This window comes from Pseudomonas sp. MF09156 (genome assembly GCF_059862305.1).
This window is the reverse complement of record NZ_JCBCUR010000006.1, coordinates 73386-90973: the sequence shown is the minus strand read 5'-3', so window position 1 is coordinate 90973 and position 17588 is coordinate 73386. Positions and strand designations below refer to the sequence as shown.

The window sequence follows — 17588 nt, the reverse complement described above, 5'->3', positions numbered from 1 at the left end:
TTATTCCTCTCGCAGGGTCTGGATCATGTAATTGACGTCGACGTCGCTGGCCAGCTTGTAGTGCTTGGTCAGTGGGTTGTAGGTCAGGCCGATGATGTCCTTGACGGTCAGCCCGGCCTGGCGGCTCCAGGCGCCCAGTTCGGAAGGGCGGATGAACTTCTTGAAGTCATGGGTGCCGCGTGGCAGCAGCTTCATGATGTATTCGGCGCCGATGATCGCGAACAGGTAGGCCTTGGGGTTGCGGTTGATGGTGGAGAAGAACACCTGGCCGCCGGGCTTGACCATGCGGAAGCAGGCGCGGATCACCGACGATGGGTCGGGCACGTGCTCCAGCATCTCCAGGCAGGTCACTACGTCAAACTGCTCGGGCATTTCCTCGGCCAGGGCTTCGGCGGTGATCTGCCGGTACTCCACGCTCACGCCCGACTCCAACTGATGCAGCTGGGCCACGGCCAGGGGCGCTTCGCCCATGTCGATGCCCATCACCGTAGCGCCGCGCTGGGCCATGGCCTCGCTGAGAATGCCGCCACCGCAGCCCACGTCGAGGACCTTCTTGCCGGCCAGGTTGACGCGCTCGTCGATCCAGTTGACCCGCAGCGGGTTGATGTCGTGCAGTGGCTTGAACTCGCTTTCGCGGTCCCACCAGCGGTGAGCCAGGGCTTCGAATTTGGCGATTTCGGCGTGGTCGACGTTACTCATGGGTAGTCCTCTAAATCCGATAAAACGGTGTGCCTCGCCCGGAAGGCTGATCCGGGGGCGGCGTTATTCTGGGTGTCCGCTGATGCGCCGGCCCCAGGCAGCGGCCGTGGCGCTCAGTTGCTGTTCATCCATGCGGGTCAGTTGCCGGTCGTCGAGCAGTTGCTTGCCGCCGACCCAAAGGTGTTTCACACAATCGCGGCCGGTGGCATATATAAGCTGCGAGACCGGATCGTAGATCGGTTGCTGGGCCAGGCCAGAAAGGTCGAAGGCTACGATATCCGCGGCCTTGCCCACTTCCAGCGAGCCGATTTCTGTTTCCAGGCCCATGGCCCGTGCACCGTTGAGGGTGGCCATGCGCAGCGCGCGATGGGCATCCAGGGCGCTGGCCGAGCCAGCAACGGCCTTGGCCAGCAGCGCGGCGGTGCGGGTTTCACCCAGCAGGTCGAGGTCATTGTTGCTTGCCGCGCCGTCGGTGCCTACTGCCACATTGACGCCGGCCTGCCACAGACGTTCCACCGGGCAGAAGCCACTGGCCAGTTTCAGGTTGGATTCCGGGCAGTGGATCACGCTGCTGTTGCTTTCTACCAGCAACGCCAGGTCGTCTTCGCTGATTTGGGTCATATGAACGGCCTGCAGCCGTGGGCCGAGCAAGCCCAGGCGTGCGAGGCGGGCCAGGGGCCGTTCGCCATACTGCTCGATGGACTGCTGCACTTCAAAGGCCGTCTCGTGGACATGCATATGAATGGCGGCGTCCAGCTCCTCGGCGATCACCCGGACTTTTTCCAGGTTCGCATCGCTGACGGTATAGGGCGCATGGGGGCCAAAGGCGATTTTGATCCGTGGGTGATGCTTGAGGTCGCCAAACAGCTCCACGCCCTGGCGGATCGCCTCATCGGCGGTGGCGGCGCCGGGGGTCGGGAAGTCGAGGATCGGCATCGCAATTTGCGCGCGCATACCGCTGTTGTGCACGCGTTCGCTGGCGACCTTGGGGAAGAAGTACATGTCTGAGAAGCAACTGATGCCGCCCTTGATCTGCTCGGCGATCGCCAGGTCAGTGCCGTCGCGCACGAAGGCTTCATCGACCCACTTGGCTTCGGCCGGCCAGATATGGTGTTGCAGCCAGGTCATCAGCGGCAGGTCGTCGGCCAGGCCGCGAAACAGACTCATCGCCGCATGGCCGTGGGCATTCACCAGGCCCGGGCTGAGCAGCACCCCCGGCAGCTCGCGTACTTCGTGGGCTGCCAGCTTCAGCGCCTGGGCGCGCGGGCCGATAAATGCGATGCGGCCATCGCGAATGCCCAGGCCATGTGCCTTGAGCACCACGCCCGCAGGCTCGACCGGTACCAGCCAGCTTGGCAGCAGCAGTAAGTCGAGCGGGGCGGCAGGTGGCGTCATAGCGGGCATCGTCCGGGGCGGTCATATAAAGAGGGCGAAGTATACCCGAGCGTCCTGGCTGGCGGATCGCTATAATCCGCGGCTTTTGTTGATGAGTACGGGGTGAGGGATGCGCGATCGACTGTTGGCGGCGGAGAAAGTGAGGGCCATCGATTGGCGTGATGGCGCACTGCACCTGCTCGATCAGCGTGCGCTGCCGTCCCGGGAAAGCTGGGTCATATGCTCGTCGGTCGACGAAGTGGCCGCAGCCATTCGTATGATGGTGGTGCGCGGCGCGCCGGCCATTGGCATCAGCGCGGCCTACGGCCTGGTGCTGGCCGCCCGTGCACGGATTGCCGAGGGCGGTGACTGGCAGGCTGCATGGGAGGAGGACTACGCGCTGCTGGCCGAATCCCGGCCCACCGCGTCAAACCTCTTCTGGGCCCTCAAGCGCTTGCGCGATCGCCTCGACCGCCTCAAGAAGCACGCCGACCCGTTGGCGGTGCTGGAGGCCGAAGCTATCGCGATCCATGAAAGCGACCGTGAAGCCAACCTGACCATGGCGCAATTGGGCGTCGAATTGATCCGCAAACACCAGGGCAATGCCCAGGCCATCCTCACCCACGGCAATGCCGGGGCCTTGGCTAGCGGTGGCGTGGGCACCGCGCTGGGGGTGATCCGCGCGGCGTTTCTGGAAGGAATGGTCGAACAGGTCTATGCCAACGAAACCCGCCCCTGGCTGCAAGGCTCGCGGCTGACTGCCTGGGAGCTGGCGAGCGAGGGCATCCCGGTTACGGTGAATGCCGACTCGGCCGGCGCGCATATCCTCAAGACCAAAGGCGTGACCTGGGTAATTGTTGGCGCCGACTGCATCGCGGCCAATGGCGATGTGATCAGCAAGATCGGCACTTACCAACTGGCGGTAAGCGCCATGCACCATGGTGTGCGCTTCATGGTAGTGGCCCCCAGCTCTACGCTGGACCTGATGATGGCCACTGGCGATGACGTTGCCCTGGAAGAGCGGGATGCCGGCGAGCTGCTGGAGGTCGCCGGTCAGCGGTTTGCCGCCGATGTCGCAGCCTTTAACCCGGTGTTTGACGTCACGCCGGCGGACCTGATCGACGTGATCGTCACCGAAAAAGGCATTGTCGAGCGGCCGGACGCGGCCAAGCTGGCCCAGTTGATGTGTCGCAAGCGTCTGCATTAAGGGCTGTAATATCTGGCAGATTGCAATCGCGGGCACGCGTGGCCCCACACGTTGAATGCATTTACAAATCAACTGTGGGAGTGGGCTTGCCCGCGATGGGCTTCGAAAGCCAACAAAACCCTCGGTTCCATAGGCAAATCCAAGCCTCGATTCAGCTCTGAGCCCCTCTCGTCGCCCTCAAGCCTGTCATCGGTCAACTTACTACGCTCCATGCGCATCTGGGGGATAGGTGCGTGGCGGCGATTGTGATACCATTCGGCGGTTTCCAGGGTCACCCCAAGGGGCGGCCCTTAATGCGCAGATCCGTGTCATAACTCGTTGATTTGTCGTAAGTCGTTGCCAGGCATCATGTCGGCGGCGGCGAGCTTCGTTCGTCCCAAATGGATGTGACGAGGTTTCACCCGAAAAAGGAATCAGGCTTCTCATGGGCGAACTGGCCAAAGAAATCCTCCCGGTCAATATCGAAGACGAGCTGAAACAGTCCTACCTCGACTACGCGATGAGCGTAATTGTCGGGCGGGCACTGCCTGATGCGCGCGATGGCTTGAAGCCCGTGCACCGGCGTGTGCTGTTCGCGATGAGCGAGCTGGGTAACGACTGGAACAAGCCGTACAAGAAATCTGCCCGTGTTGTCGGTGACGTGATCGGTAAGTATCACCCTCACGGCGACACTGCGGTGTACGACACCATCGTTCGGATGGCCCAGCCGTTTTCCCTGCGCTACCTGCTGGTAGACGGCCAGGGCAACTTCGGTTCGGTGGACGGCGACAACGCTGCGGCCATGCGATACACCGAAGTGCGCATGACCAAGCTGGCACACGAGCTGCTGGCCGACCTGCACAAGGAAACCGTGGACTGGGTGCCGAACTACGACGGCACCGAAATGATCCCGGCGGTCATGCCGACCCGTATTCCCAACCTGTTGGTCAACGGCTCCAGCGGTATCGCCGTGGGCATGGCCACCAACATCCCGCCACACAACCTCGGTGAAGTCATCGACGGTTGCCTGGCCCTCATCGACAACCCTGAGCTGACCGTCGATGAGCTGATGCAGTACATCCCCGGCCCGGACTTCCCGACCGCCGCGATCATCAATGGTCGTGCCGGCATCATCGAAGCCTACCGCACCGGTCGTGGCCGCATCTACATGCGTGCGCGCTCGATGATCGAAGACATCGACAAGGTCGGTGGCCGCCAGCAGATCGTCATCACCGAACTGCCTTACCAGCTGAACAAGGCGCGTCTGATCGAGAAGATCGCCGAGCTGGTTAAAGAGAAGAAACTCGAAGGTATTACCGAGCTGCGCGACGAGTCGGACAAGGACGGTATGCGCGTGGTGATCGAGCTGCGTCGTGGCGAAGTGCCTGAGGTGATCCTCAACAACCTCTACGCCCAGACCCAGCTGCAAAGCGTGTTTGGTATCAACGTCGTGGCCTTGATCGACGGTCGCCCGCGCATCCTGAACCTCAAGGATCTGCTGGAAGCCTTCGTCCGTCACCGTCGCGAAGTGGTGACCCGCCGTACCGTGTTCGAGCTGCGCAAGGCCCGTGAACGTGGGCACATCCTGGAAGGCCAGGCGGTTGCGCTGTCGAACATCGACCCGGTCATCGCCCTGATCAAGGCCTCGCCGACCCCGTCGGAAGCCAAGGAAGCACTGATCAAGATGCCGTGGGAATCCAGCGCCGTCGTGGCGATGGTTGAACGTGCCGGTGCCGATTCGTGCCGTCCGGAGACCCTGGATCCGCAATACGGCCTGCGCGATGGCAAGTACTTCCTGTCGCCGGAACAGGCCCAGGCCATCCTGGAACTGCGCCTGCACCGCCTGACCGGTCTGGAGCACGAGAAGCTGCTGGCCGAGTACCAGGAGATCCTCAACCAGATCGGCGAGCTGATCCGCATCCTCAATAGCGCCGTGCGCCTGATGGAAGTGATCCGCGAAGAACTGGAAGTGATCCGCGCCGAATACGGCGACGTGCGCCGCACCGAAATTCTCGATGCGCGCCTGGACCTGACCCTGGGTGACATGATCCCGGAAGAAGAGCGCGTGGTGACCATTTCCCACGGCGGCTACGCCAAGACCCAGCCTTTGGCTGCGTACCAGGCCCAGCGTCGTGGTGGTAAAGGCAAGTCGGCGACTGGCGTCAAGGATGAGGACTACATCGCTCACCTGCTGGTAGCCAACAGCCACACCACGCTGCTGCTGTTCTCCAGCAAAGGCAAGGTGTACTGGCTCAAGACCTACGAGATCCCGGAAGCGTCCCGCGCTGCCCGTGGTCGTCCGCTGGTCAACCTGTTGCCGCTGGACACCGACGAATACATCACCACCATGCTGCCGGTCGAGGAATACACCGAGGGTCACTTCATCTTCATGGCCACCGCCAAAGGCACCGTGAAGAAGACCCCGCTGGAATCCTTCAGCCGCCAGCGCAGCGTGGGCCTGATCGCCCTGGAGCTGGACGAGGGCGACGTACTGATTTCCGCCGCCATTACCGATGGCGAGCGTGAAGTCATGCTGTTCTCCGACGGTGGCAAGGTGACGCGCTTCAAGGAATCCGACGTACGTGCCATGGGGCGTACCGCCCGTGGTGTGCGCGGCATGCGCCTGCCGGAAGGGCAGAAGCTGATTTCCATGCTGATCCCGGAAGAAGGCAGCCAGATCCTTACTGCTTCGGCTCGTGGTTATGGCAAGCGCACCGCCATCAGCGAGTTCCCCGAGTACAAGCGTGGCGGCCAGGGCGTTATCGCCATGGTCAGCAACGATCGCAACGGCCGTCTGGTCGGCGCGGTGCAGGTGCTGGATGGCGAGGAAATCATGCTGATTTCCGACCAGGGCACCCTGGTGCGTACCCGGGTTGATGAAGTGTCGAGCCTGGGCCGTAACACCCAGGGCGTGACCTTGATCAAGCTGGCCAGCGACGAGACCCTGGTGGGTCTGGAGCGTGTCCAGGAGCCATCGGAAGTCGAAGGCGAGGAGCTGGAAGGCGAGGAGTTTGATGGCGAGGTGATCGCAGCCGGCGATGACAGCGTCGACGAGCCAACCCTCGATGCTGCCGCAGACGAGGAAGAACCGCAGGAATAAGCGGACAACCAAGGGGGCGGATGAAGATTCGCCCCCTTGTTATTTGTCCCTTTTGAAAATTTGCGATACTGCGCATTCCCCTGTGGGAGCGGGCTTGCTCGCGAAGGCGGCGTGTCAGTCAACACATGTGCTGGCTGAGACTCCGCCTTCGCGAGCAAGCCCGCTCCCACATGGGGTTATATGTCGAACACGAATTATGTGACCACCAGATCAGAGCGAGATTGGATGTGAGCAAGAGAGCCTATAACTTCTGTGCTGGTCCCGCGGCACTTCCTGAAGCAGTCCTGCAGCGCGCGCAGGGTGAACTCCTCGACTGGCATGGCAAAGGCCTCTCGGTCATGGAAATGAGCCATCGCAGCGATGAGTTTGTGTCCATTGCCACCAAGGCCGAGCAGGATCTGCGTGACCTGCTGGATATCCCGTCGGACTACAAGGTGTTGTTCCTGCAAGGTGGCGCCAGCCAGCAATTTGCCCAATTGCCGCTGAACCTGCTGCCGGAAGACGGCACTGCCGACTATATCGATACCGGTATCTGGTCGCAAAAAGCCATTGAAGAAGCCTCGCGCTACGGCAATATCAATGTGGCCGGTACTGCCAAGCCCTACGATTATTTCGCTATCCCGGGTCAGAACGAGTGGAAGCTATCCAAGGACGCGTCTTACGTTCACTACGTGCAGAACGAAACCATCGGCGGCCTGGAGTTCGACTGGGTGCCTGAAGTCGGTGACGTCCCGTTGGTGTGCGACATGTCCTCGGACATTCTCTCGCGCCCGATGGATGTGTCGCGCTACGGCATGATCTACGCCGGCGCACAGAAGAACATTGGCCCCAGCGGCATCCTGGTCAATATCATTCGTGAAGACCTGCTCGGCCGTGCCCGTTCGGTGTGCCCGACCATGCTCAACTACAAAGTCGCGGCCGACAACGGCTCGATGTACAACACCCCGCCAGCCTTTGCCTGGTACCTGTCGGGCCTGGTGTTCGAGTGGCTCAAAGAGCAGGGCGGCGTGGCCGCCATGGGCAAGCTCAACGAAGAGAAGAAGCGCACCCTGTACGACTTCATCGACGCCAGCGGCCTGTACAGCAACCCGATCAACCTGAGCGACCGCTCGTGGATGAACGTGCCTTTCCGCCTGGCCGATGACCGCCTGGACAAGCCATTTCTGGCCGGCGCCGACGAGCGTGGCCTGCTGAACCTCAAGGGCCATCGTTCGGTAGGCGGCATGCGCGCCTCGATCTACAACGCAGTCGACATCAATGCCATCAAGGCGCTGGTAGCCTACATGGCAGAGTTCGAGAAGGAACACGGCTAATGTCTGAGCAAGAACTCAAGGCCCTGCGTGTGCGCATTGACGCCCTGGACACCAAAGTCCTGGAGCTGATCAGTGAGCGCGCGCGGTGTGCCCAGGAAGTGGCGCGGGTCAAGATGGCCTCCCTGGCTGAAGGTGAAGTGCCGGTGTTCTACCGTCCGGAGCGCGAAGCCCAGGTGCTCAAGCGGGTGATGGAGCGTAACCAGGGGCCGCTGGGCAATGAAGAGATGGCGCGGTTGTTCCGCGAGATCATGTCTTCGTGCCTGGCCCTTGAGCAGCCATTGAAAGTGGCTTACCTCGGCCCCGAGGGGACCTTCACCCAGGCGGCGGCGATGAAGCATTTCGGCCATGCGGTGATCAGCAAGCCGATGGCAGCCATCGACGAAGTGTTCCGCGAAGTGGCGGCCGGTGCGGTGAATTTTGGCGTGGTGCCGGTGGAAAACTCCACCGAAGGCGCGGTCAACCACACCCTCGACAGCTTCCTTGAGCACGACATGGTGATCTGTGGCGAAGTCGAGCTGCGCATCCACCACCACTTGCTGGTGGGTGAAAACACCAAGACCGACAGCATCAGCCGCATTTACTCCCACGCCCAGTCCCTGGCCCAGTGCCGCAAGTGGCTGGATGCCCATTACCCGAATGTCGAGCGTGTGGCGGTGTCCAGCAACGCCGAGGCGGCCAAGCGGGTCAAGGGTGAGTGGAATTCGGCGGCGATTGCCGGGGATATGGCGGCGGGCCTGTACGGTCTGACGCGCCTGGCCGAGAAAATCGAGGATCGCCCGGATAACTCCACGCGCTTTTTGATGATCGGCAACCAGGAAGTACCGCCGACCGGCGACGACAAGACCTCGATCATTGTCTCCATGAGCAACAAGCCGGGTGCGCTGCATGAACTGCTGGTGCCGTTCCACGACAACGGGATAGACCTGACACGCATCGAGACGCGTCCTTCGCGCAGCGGTAAATGGACCTATGTGTTCTTTATCGACTTCGTCGGTCACCACCGTGATCCGCTGGTCAAGAGTGTGCTGGAGAAAATCAGTCAGGAAGCCGTGGCACTCAAGGTGCTGGGCTCCTACCCGAAAGCGGTTTTGTGAGGCTTTGACATGAGTGGCAACTTCCTCGCCCTGGCACAGCCGGGCGTGCAACAACTGTCGCCTTACGTTCCAGGCAAGCCTGTGGACGAGTTGGCGCGCGAGTTGAATCTGGATCCGGCGAAGATCGTCAAGCTGGCGAGCAATGAAAACCCCCTGGGCCCAAGTCCCAAGGTGCTGGCGGCGATCCGTGAAGAGTTGGCGGAGCTGACCCGTTACCCCGACGGCAACGGCTTTGCCCTCAAGTCCCTGTTGGCCGAGCGCTGCCGGGTCGAGTTGAGCCAGGTCACCCTGGGCAATGGTTCCAACGACATTCTGGAGCTGGTGGCGCGTGCCTACCTGGCGCCTGGCCTGAACGCGGTGTTCAGTGAGCACGCGTTTGCGGTGTATCCGATTGTCACCCAGGCCGTCGGTGCCGAGGCGCGGGTGATTGCGGCCAGGGACTGGGGGCATGACCTACCGGCCATGCTGGCGGCCATCGATGCCCAGACCCGCGTGGTGTTTATCGCCAACCCGAACAACCCGACTGGTACCTGGTTCGGTGCCGATGCGCTGAACGAGTTCCTGCAGGATGTGCCTGGGCACGTGCTGGTGGTGCTGGACGAGGCCTACATCGAATACGCCGAAGGTGGCGACTTGCCCGACGGCCTGGATTTCCTCGCGGCCTATCCGAACCTGCTGGTATCGCGCACTTTCTCCAAGGCCTATGGCCTGGCGTCGCTGCGGGTCGGCTACGGGTTGTCCACGGCGGTTGTCGCCGATGTGCTGAACCGCGTGCGCCAGCCGTTCAACGTCAACAGCCTGGCATTGGCGGCGGCCTGTGCGGCGCTCAAGGATGCCGAGTACCTGGAAGAAGGGCGACGGATCAACGAGAGCGGCATGCAGCAGCTGCAGCAAGGCTTCCGCGAACTGGGCCTGGGCTGGATTGCGTCCAAGGGCAACTTTATTTGCGTGGATCTCGCCCAAGAGGCCGCCCCGGTCTTCCAGGGTTTGCTGCGCGAAGGCGTGATCGTGCGTCCGGTGGCCAATTACGGCATGCCGAACCACTTGCGCATCACCATCGGTTTGCCGGCTGAAAACAGTCGCTTCCTTGAGGCGCTGGCCAAGGTTCTGGCCCGTGGTTGATGTGATTGCAATGCAACCTGTTGTGCCTGTGATCGGCCGCCTGGTGGTGGTCGGTCTGGGATTGATTGGCGGCTCCTTTGCCAAGGGCCTGCGGGAAAGCGGCCTGTGTGGCGAAGTGGTCGGTGTGGATCTTGACCCGCAATCGCGCCAACTGGCGGTTGAGCTGGGCGTGGTGGACCGCTGTGAGGCGGACTTGGCTGTTGCCTGCGAGGGCGCCGATGTCATCCAGTTGGCGGTGCCGATCCTGGCCATGGAAAAACTGCTGGCGCTGTTGGCCGGCATGGACCTGGGCCAGGCGATTCTCACGGATGTCGGCAGCGCCAAGGGCAATGTGGTGCGTGCGGCGCGCCAGGCGTTTGGCGGCATGCCGCCGCGCTTCGTGCCAGGGCACCCGATTGCCGGCTCCGAGCAGAGTGGGGTGGAGGCGTCCAATTCCCAGCTGTTCCGTCGACACAAGGTGATCCTCACGCCGCTGGCAGAAACCGACCCGGCAGCCTTGGCCGTGGTGGACCGGTTGTGGCGCGAGCTGGGGGCGGATGTCGAGCATATGCAGGTCGAGCGCCATGACGAAGTGCTGGCGGCGACCAGCCATTTGCCGCATCTGCTGGCCTTTGGCCTGGTCGACTCCCTGGCCAAGCGCAACGAAAACCTGGAGATTTTCCGTTACGCCGCCGGTGGCTTTCGCGATTTCACGCGGATTGCCGGTAGCGACCCGGTGATGTGGCACGACATTTTTCTCGCCAATCGCGAGGCTGTGCTGCGGACCCTGGACACCTTTCGCAGTGACTTGGATGCCTTGCGCGACGCGGTTGATGCGGGGGATGGCCATCAGTTGCTGGGCGTCTTTACCCGTGCGCGGGTAGCGCGCGAGCATTTCAGTAAGATCCTGGCGCGCCGGGCCTATATGGATGCGGCCGCCACCGCTGACGATGTAGTGTTTGTCGCCAGCCCAGGTGGGCAACTGAAGGGCAAGCTCCGGGTGCCGGGGGATAAGTCGATTTCCCATCGCTCGATCATGCTCGGGTCGCTGGCGGACGGGGTTACCGAAGTCGAAGGGTTTCTCGAGGGTGAAGATGCCCTGGCGACCCTGCAGGCATTCCGCGACATGGGCGTGGTGATCGAAGGTCCGCACCATGGTCGGGTGACTATCCATGGCGTTGGCCTGCACGGCTTGAAACCAGCGCCAGGGCCGATTTATCTCGGTAACTCGGGTACTTCCATGCGTCTGTTGTCCGGTTTATTGGCGGCGCAGGGTTTTGACAGTGTCCTGACCGGTGATGCTTCGCTGTCCAAGCGGCCGATGAATCGCGTGGCCAAACCGTTGCGAGAAATGGGTGCAGTGATAGAGACCGGGCCGGAGGGGCGGCCGCCCCTGACCATTCGTGGCGGGCAAGTGCTCAAGGGTATGAGTTACACGCTGCCGATGGCCAGTGCCCAGGTCAAGTCCAGCCTGTTGCTGGCCGGGCTGTATGCCGAGGGCCGGACAGCGGTGACCGAGCCTGCGCCTACCCGTGACCATACCGAGCGAATGCTGCGCGGTTTTGGCTGCCCGGTGCAGGTCAATGGTGCGACGGCGGCGGTAGAGTCGGGTCATGCGTTGCTAGCCACGCGTATCGAGGTGCCGGGCGATATCTCTTCCTCGGCATTCTTCCTGGTGGCTGCCACGATTGCCGAGGGTTCCGAATTGTTGCTGGAGCATGTGGGCATCAATCCGACCCGCACCGGGGTGATCGATATCCTGCGCCTGATGGGCGCTGATATCACCCTGGAAAACCCGCGTGAAGTGGGTGGCGAGCCGGTTGCAGACCTGCGTGTGCGCTCGGTACCGCTCAAGGGGATCGAGATTCCCGAGGTGCTGGTGCCCCTGGCTATCGACGAGTTCCCGGTGCTGTTTGTCGCCGCCGCCTGTGCCGAAGGGCGCACGGTATTGCGGGGTGCCGAGGAGTTGCGGGTCAAGGAGTCCGACCGTATCCAGGTGATGGCCGACGGTCTGCTGGCGCTGGGTGTGAAGTGTGTGCCGACCCCTGATGGGATTATCATTGATGGTGGCGGCTTGGCTGGTGGCGAGGTGCATGCCCACGGTGATCATCGGATCGCCATGGCGTTCAGCGTCGCGGCCCTGCGTGCCACTGCGCCGATTCGTATCCATGACTGTGCCAACGTAGCTACATCTTTTCCGAATTTTCTTACACTGTCTGCCCAAGTAGGCATGCGTGTAGCCCAAGAGGCTCAATTGTGAATATCAAAGCACCGGTGATTACCATCGACGGCCCAAGCGGCTCTGGCAAAGGCACTGTCGCGGGCCTGCTGGCCAAGCGCCTGGGTTGGTGCCTGCTGGATTCCGGGGCGTTGTATCGCCTGCTGGCTTTCGCTGCGCGTAACCATGGTGTCGACTTGACCAATGAAGAGTCGTTGGTGTTGTTGGCGGCGCACCTTGACGTGCAGTTCGTCGGCGCGACCGAAGGCCACTCGCTGCGCATTATCCTGGAAGGGGATGATGTAACGGATGACCTGCGCAACGAGCAGGTCGGCTCCTGGGCCTCGCAGGTCGCCGCATTGCCGGCGGTGCGCGATGCCTTGCTCCAGCGCCAGCGGGCGTTTCAAGAGCCGCCGGGCCTGGTAGCCGATGGTCGCGACATGGGCACCGTGGTGTTCCCCGAGGCGCCGCTGAAGATTTTCCTGACGGCCAGTGCCGAGGAGAGGGCGCGCCGCCGTTACTTGCAGTTGAAGGGCAAGGTGGATGGTGTTAGTCTGTCGAGTCTGCTAGATGAGATTCGTGCGCGCGATGAGCGCGACACCCAGCGTGCGGTAGCCCCGCTTAAACCGGCGGCTGACGCCATACAGCTGGATTCCACGGAATTGTCCATCGAGCAGGTGTTGGAACGCATCTTGAGTGAAATCGCCCTGCGCGATATCGCCGGATGACTCAGAGGAAGTGCAGGGGACCAGTCCTAGACCTGCGCTTCTTCTCTTATATGAACGTAACCCACACCGTCTGGGGTGTGGCAGATGGGCGTATTCTTCGCCCTTATCAACAGGAATTAAAATGAGCGAAAGCTTTGCGGAACTCTTTGAAGAAAGCCTAAAAACCCTGAACCTTCAGGCTGGCTCCATCATCACCGGTGTTATCGTTGATATCGATTACCAAGCTCGCTGGGTAACCGTTCACGCTGGTCTGAAGTCTGAAGCACTCATCCCGCTTGAGCAGTTCTACAACGACGCTGGCGACCTGACTATCAATGTCGGTGACGAAGTTCACGTTGCTCTGGACTCGGTTGAAGACGGCTTCGGTGAAACCAAGCTCTCCCGTGAAAAAGCCAAGCGCGCTGAATGCTGGATTGTTCTGGAAGCAGCCTTCGCAGCTGAAGAAGTGGTCAAGGGCGTTATCAACGGTAAGGTTAAAGGCGGCTTCACTGTCGACGTTAACGGCATCCGTGCGTTCCTGCCAGGTTCTTTGGTCGACGTTCGTCCAGTGCGCGACACCACGCACCTGGAAGGCAAAGAGCTCGAATTCAAGGTCATCAAGCTCGACCAGAAGCGCAACAACGTTGTCGTTTCCCGTCGCAGCGTCCTGGAAGCAGAGAACTCCGCCGAGCGTGAAGCTCTGCTGGAATCCCTGCAGGAAGGCCAACAAGTCAAAGGTATCGTCAAGAACCTCACCGATTACGGCGCATTCGTCGATCTGGGTGGCGTCGATGGCCTGCTGCACATTACCGACATGGCTTGGAAGCGTATCAAGCATCCTTCCGAAATTGTCAACGTTGGCGACGAGATCGATGTCAAGGTTCTGAAATACGATCGCGAGCGCAACCGTGTTTCCCTGGGCCTGAAGCAACTGGGTGAAGATCCATGGGTTGCTATCAAAGCCCGTTACCCAGAAAGCACTCGCGTTACCGCGCGTGTTACCAACCTGACCGACTACGGCTGCTTCGCAGAGCTGGAAGAAGGCGTGGAAGGCCTGGTACACGTTTCCGAAATGGACTGGACCAACAAGAACATCCACCCTTCGAAAGTCGTACAAGTCGGCGACGAAGTGGAAGTTATGGTTCTGGACATCGACGAAGAGCGTCGTCGTATCTCCCTGGGCATCAAGCAGTGCAAATCTAACCCATGGGAAGATTTCTCTGGCCAGTTCAACAAGGGCGATAAAATCTCCGGCACCATCAAGTCGATCACCGATTTCGGTATCTTCATTGGTCTGGACGGCGGCATCGACGGCCTGGTTCACCTGTCCGACATCTCCTGGAACGAAGTTGGCGAAGAAGCTGTTCGTCGTTTCAAGAAGGGCGACGAGCTGGACACCGTTATCCTGTCGGTTGACCCAGAGCGCGAGCGCATCTCCCTGGGTATCAAGCAACTGGAAAGCGATCCGTTCTCCGAGTACGTTCAAGAGAACGACAAGGGTGCAATCGTTAAAGGCATCGTGAAGGAAGTTGACGCTAAAGGCGCCATCATCACTTTGGGTGACGATATCGAAGCGACTCTGAAAGCCTCCGAAATCAGCCGTGATCGCGTTGAAGATGCGCGTAACGTTCTGAAAGAAGGCCAGGAAGTAGAAGCCAAGATCATCAGCGTTGACCGCAAGAGCCGCGTGATCCAACTCTCCATCAAGTCCAAGGACGAGATCGAAGAGAAAGAAGCAATCCAGAGCCTGCGCGACAAGCCAGCGACCTCTGACATTGCTTCGGGTCCGACCACTCTGGGCGACCTGTTGCGTGCACAAATGGAAAAACAGAACTAAGTTCTGTTAGACCATAGAAAAAGGGCGACCTCGGTCGCCCTTTTTTGTGCCTGGGATTTGGTTTTTTTAGTAGGACAGAGCGGCTGATGTGGTGTGATCGCCCCTGGGGCTGTCTGCGGGAGGTGATCTTGTTATCCAGTCACTTCCAGCGCTTTTTCCGGGAAGCGTCTCCTGCGCTTTCCTGGGCTCGTCCCGCTCTTATCCTTGGTCTGGTGAGTGTCGCCAGAATTTGCGCAAGATAAGTCAAGCCACAGGCTGTTCAAATTCATCTGGTCATGCTAAAACCTTCGGAGCGCTTTTCCTAGCTGCTTGAAAAAGAAGGGAAAAATATGACGAAGTCGGAGTTGATCGAACGAATTGTCACCCATCAAGGGCTGCTCTCATCCAAGGATGTGGAGTTGGCCATCAAGACCATGCTTGAGCAAATGTCCCAGTGCCTGGCCACTGGTGATCGAATCGAGATCCGCGGCTTTGGTAGCTTCTCGCTGCACTACCGCGCCCCGCGCGTGGGTCGCAACCCGAAAACCGGCCAATCCGTCAGCCTCGACGGCAAATTCGTGCCCCATTTCAAGCCGGGCAAGGAATTACGGGATCGAGTGAACGAAGACGAAGACGAAAGCGTCTGAGTTTTTTTGGGGATAGGAGAAGTTTATGCGCGGTGTAAAGCGCGTCGCCCTGGTACTGATTGTGCTGATCGCTGCCTTGGCGATCCTGGCTTTCGTACTGGAAAACCAGCAAGACGTCACCCTGGCGTTTTTGGGGTGGTCTACACCACAACTGCCGGTCTCGGTGTTTGTGACGTTGGCGTTGATTGTCGGGATGTTGGTGGGGCCGTTCTTGAGTCTGCTGATGCGGCGCAAGAGGCACCCTAAACCCGTGTTGTAGGGTCAGTCTGACAGCGGAGACCGTTTGTCGCCTGTATTGCGGGTTCAAGCTATGCAGTGGGGCTTGGCTACTACGACTAGAGTGCGTTAAACGCTTCTCTGTCCTCAGGAAATAGTGGCTTTAGGGCTCCTCTGACGTGTTTTCCCTGAAAACTCTGCAATAAATAGGAATTGCCTTACAGTCATGTCAAGTCTTGCAATGTTATCGCGAGATGGCAAAATGCAACCTGTTCTCGATTCCAGTCATTTTGTGTGTCCAGGGCCTGGCAGCGACGCTGGGCTTTTTGGCCGACCCTTATAAATACAAAAAAACCACAAGATCGTCTGCATAACGAGCCCGCAGTTTCTCTTTGAAGGCAGGTTTTTGTTGTGAGTAGTAGCTTCCGCGCGCCCCCGATTCCTTCGTCCGGCGAGATTGATCTCGTTGTGCTTTTTCAGGCTATCTGGAAGCAGAAAAAGTTAGTTATGGCCGCTACCGCAGGTGCCGGGCTGATTGCTGCTATCTATGCGTTCCTCACGCCTCCTCAGTACGAAGTCAGCAGTGTGCTGCGCCCGGCCGCAATCAATGAGCTGGATGCTTTGAATCGCTCAGAGATTTATACACTTCCTCCTGGTGATGCCCTGGTCAGAGTGGGCGCATCTCTGGAGTCCTACGATACCCGCTTGGGGTTTTTCCGTTCAAACCAGAAGCTGTTCAAGGCCTTTGAGCAGCCTGGCAGGACCTTGGAGCAGAGTTTCGAAGAGTTCAACCGCAACTCTATCGAACTCAGTCTGCCCGACCCCAAAAAAGCCAACTCCCTCAGTGCCTATATCAAGCTTGAGATGAGTTATCCGAAAGGCGTGGATGGCGTCGCCATACTCAATGGCTTCATCGATTACGCGATTGCAACGGAGCGTGAGCAGATTGCGGCGGATCTGGACGTCATCGTAAAAAACCGGTTGAACGAGCTCAAGGGCAAGATTGATGCCGCCCGTTCCAGCTACGAGGTTGATAAAGAGGCGCGGATAGCATCGCTGCGAGAAACGGACAGCCTGCGACGTGCGCAGTTGCAGGATGAACTCAAAGCATTGCGAGCACAGCTGAAGACTGGGCGCACTGACCGAGTGGCGCAGTTGAACGAGGCCATCGGAATCGCCAAGTCCCTGGGAATCAGAAAACCCAGCACGCCTTCCGCTCTGGGTGAGTCAGACCGTAATGGCTCATCAAGTGTGATGCGTACCGAAATAAACAATCAGCAAATCCCTCTGTACTTCATGGGCGTCGAGGCGCTCGAGGCTGAACGCACTGCGTTGATGCAGCGTAAGTCCGATGATTTTACTGAGGGTCGTATCGCGCAGATTGCCAGGGAGCTTCAATTGCTCCAGTCAAACCGCGAGATTGAAGTGCTGAATCGTCGTGAAAACGAGGATCTATTCCTGGCCGGTGTTCAGCCGGTGCGCGCCGAAGTGGCTCGATTGCGTAACTTAAGCATTGATATGAGCCGGCTGAAGCTGGTCACTATCGATAAGCAGGCGCTGGAACCTTTGCGCCCGGTCAAGCCTCAGAAGGCCTTGATTATCCTGCTTGGCCTGGTCTTGGGTGGCTTTGTCGGGGCCTTCATTGCGGTAGTTCGTCATCTCGTCAAAACCCGCCAGCCTCAGCCCCAGTCGGTAATGTTGTCCGTGCAACCGGGCTCACCGACCATGGTGGGTAGCGATACAGGTTTGAACAGGCCGCAATAGGTATCAGCGCAATCTGCACTGTGCTCCCCGGCCAGTGCGAGATTTGATTTCATTTGGAAACTAGCTCGCAACTTGTTGTGTATAGCGCACCGGTTAAGGGTTTCTCGGCTTCAGGTCTTGTGTGAGGCCTGGAGCCGGCCGGTGTGACTGGCGTTTGTGGCTCGGTCTTCCTGCTTGTCGGGTTATTTCATGTAAAAAAACGGCGGCGACCTGCGGCGGATGGCTCATAATCACGCAAGTCGATCTACCTGGCCTGGGCGGTTATTTACCGGCGTAGACAGTTGTCTGCGTTGCGCAGGAGGCTGGAGCAGGTGAGGGCTCTGCCCAGAAAAGAATAAATTTTCATATTGGCG

General features: G+C 59.8%; 13 protein-coding genes. 11 read left to right on the top strand and 2 right to left on the bottom strand.

Annotated features, from left to right (window positions below):
* Positions 1-699 carry a bifunctional 2-polyprenyl-6-hydroxyphenol methylase/3-demethylubiquinol 3-O-methyltransferase UbiG gene (gene ubiG / locus AC19YY_RS16060; protein WP_003172645.1) on the bottom strand — a complete coding sequence of 233 codons (699 nt, stop codon included), beginning with the start codon at positions 697-699 and terminating at the stop codon, positions 1-3.
* Between the two features lie 63 nt (positions 700-762).
* Positions 763-2094: a TRZ/ATZ family hydrolase gene (locus AC19YY_RS16055; RefSeq protein WP_172313999.1), complete on the bottom strand. Its 1332-nt coding sequence runs from the start codon at positions 2092-2094 to the stop codon at positions 763-765.
* Positions 2095-2203: 109 nt separating this feature from the next.
* Between AC19YY_RS16055 and mtnA the strand changes: the two genes are divergently transcribed.
* The 11 genes from mtnA to AC19YY_RS16000 all read left to right on the top strand — a co-directional run bounded on the left by mtnA (position 2204) and on the right by AC19YY_RS16000 (position 17235).
* A complete protein-coding gene (mtnA, locus tag AC19YY_RS16050; RefSeq protein ID WP_172313997.1) occupies positions 2204-3280 on the top strand; it encodes an S-methyl-5-thioribose-1-phosphate isomerase in 1077 nt (358 codons plus the stop codon).
* 424 nt (positions 3281-3704) lie between these two features.
* Entirely contained in the window at positions 3705-6359 is a 2655-nt protein-coding gene (gyrA, locus tag AC19YY_RS16045) for a DNA gyrase subunit A (protein WP_029298707.1), read from the top strand.
* Positions 6360-6586: 227 nt separating this feature from the next.
* Positions 6587-7672: a 3-phosphoserine/phosphohydroxythreonine transaminase gene (gene serC / locus AC19YY_RS16040; protein ID WP_169952750.1), complete on the top strand. Its 1086-nt coding sequence runs from the start codon at positions 6587-6589 to the stop codon at positions 7670-7672.
* Positions 7672-8766: a prephenate dehydratase gene (gene pheA, locus AC19YY_RS16035; protein WP_025113086.1), complete on the top strand. Its 1095-nt coding sequence runs from the start codon at positions 7672-7674 to the stop codon at positions 8764-8766. Before serC ends, pheA begins: the two co-directional genes overlap by 1 nt.
* A gap of 9 nt (positions 8767-8775) precedes the next feature.
* Entirely contained in the window at positions 8776-9888 is a 1113-nt protein-coding gene (gene hisC / locus AC19YY_RS16030; RefSeq protein ID WP_169952748.1) for a histidinol-phosphate transaminase, read from the top strand.
* A 28-nt stretch (positions 9889-9916) separates the two neighbouring features.
* Positions 9917-12127: a bifunctional prephenate dehydrogenase/3-phosphoshikimate 1-carboxyvinyltransferase gene (locus tag AC19YY_RS16025; protein WP_500604564.1), complete on the top strand. Its 2211-nt coding sequence runs from the start codon at positions 9917-9919 to the stop codon at positions 12125-12127.
* Positions 12124-12813, top strand: coding sequence for a (d)CMP kinase (gene cmk / locus AC19YY_RS16020; RefSeq protein ID WP_032863151.1), 690 nt, complete (start codon positions 12124-12126; stop codon positions 12811-12813). Before AC19YY_RS16025 ends, cmk begins: the two co-directional genes overlap by 4 nt.
* Before the next feature lie 121 nt (positions 12814-12934).
* Positions 12935-14629 carry a 30S ribosomal protein S1 gene (rpsA, locus tag AC19YY_RS16015; protein ID WP_029298694.1) on the top strand — a complete coding sequence of 565 codons (1695 nt, stop codon included), beginning with the start codon at positions 12935-12937 and terminating at the stop codon, positions 14627-14629.
* 329 nt (positions 14630-14958) lie between these two features.
* Positions 14959-15255 (top strand): integration host factor subunit beta, encoded by a 297-nt coding sequence (ihfB, locus tag AC19YY_RS16010; RefSeq protein ID WP_169952746.1) that lies wholly within the window; start codon positions 14959-14961, stop codon positions 15253-15255.
* Between the two features lie 25 nt (positions 15256-15280).
* Positions 15281-15514, top strand: a complete 234-nt coding sequence (locus AC19YY_RS16005) for a lipopolysaccharide assembly protein LapA domain-containing protein (RefSeq protein WP_170042780.1) — start codon at positions 15281-15283, stop codon at positions 15512-15514.
* A gap of 368 nt (positions 15515-15882) precedes the next feature.
* Positions 15883-17235, top strand: a complete 1353-nt coding sequence (locus tag AC19YY_RS16000) for a Wzz/FepE/Etk N-terminal domain-containing protein (RefSeq protein ID WP_432754423.1) — start codon at positions 15883-15885, stop codon at positions 17233-17235.
* Positions 17236-17588: the final 353 nt, after the last annotated feature.

Bases quoted from the DNA above. Each gene is read 5' to 3' on its own strand.
- ihfB (WP_169952746.1), top strand. From the start codon at position 14,959: ATGACGAAGTCGGAGTTGATCGAACGAATTGTCACCCATCAAGGGCTG.
- AC19YY_RS16055 (WP_172313999.1), bottom strand. From the start codon at position 2,094: ATGACGCCACCTGCCGCCCCGCTCGACTTACTGCTGCTGCCAAGCTGG.
- mtnA (WP_172313997.1), top strand. From the start codon at position 2,204: ATGCGCGATCGACTGTTGGCGGCGGAGAAAGTGAGGGCCATCGATTGG.
- rpsA (WP_029298694.1), top strand. From the start codon at position 12,935: ATGAGCGAAAGCTTTGCGGAACTCTTTGAAGAAAGCCTAAAAACCCTG.
- AC19YY_RS16005 (WP_170042780.1), top strand. From the start codon at position 15,281: ATGCGCGGTGTAAAGCGCGTCGCCCTGGTACTGATTGTGCTGATCGCT.
- hisC (WP_169952748.1), top strand. From the start codon at position 8,776: ATGAGTGGCAACTTCCTCGCCCTGGCACAGCCGGGCGTGCAACAACTG.
- ubiG (WP_003172645.1), bottom strand. From the start codon at position 699: ATGAGTAACGTCGACCACGCCGAAATCGCCAAATTCGAAGCCCTGGCT.
- pheA (WP_025113086.1), top strand. From the start codon at position 7,672: ATGTCTGAGCAAGAACTCAAGGCCCTGCGTGTGCGCATTGACGCCCTG.
- gyrA (WP_029298707.1), top strand. From the start codon at position 3,705: ATGGGCGAACTGGCCAAAGAAATCCTCCCGGTCAATATCGAAGACGAG.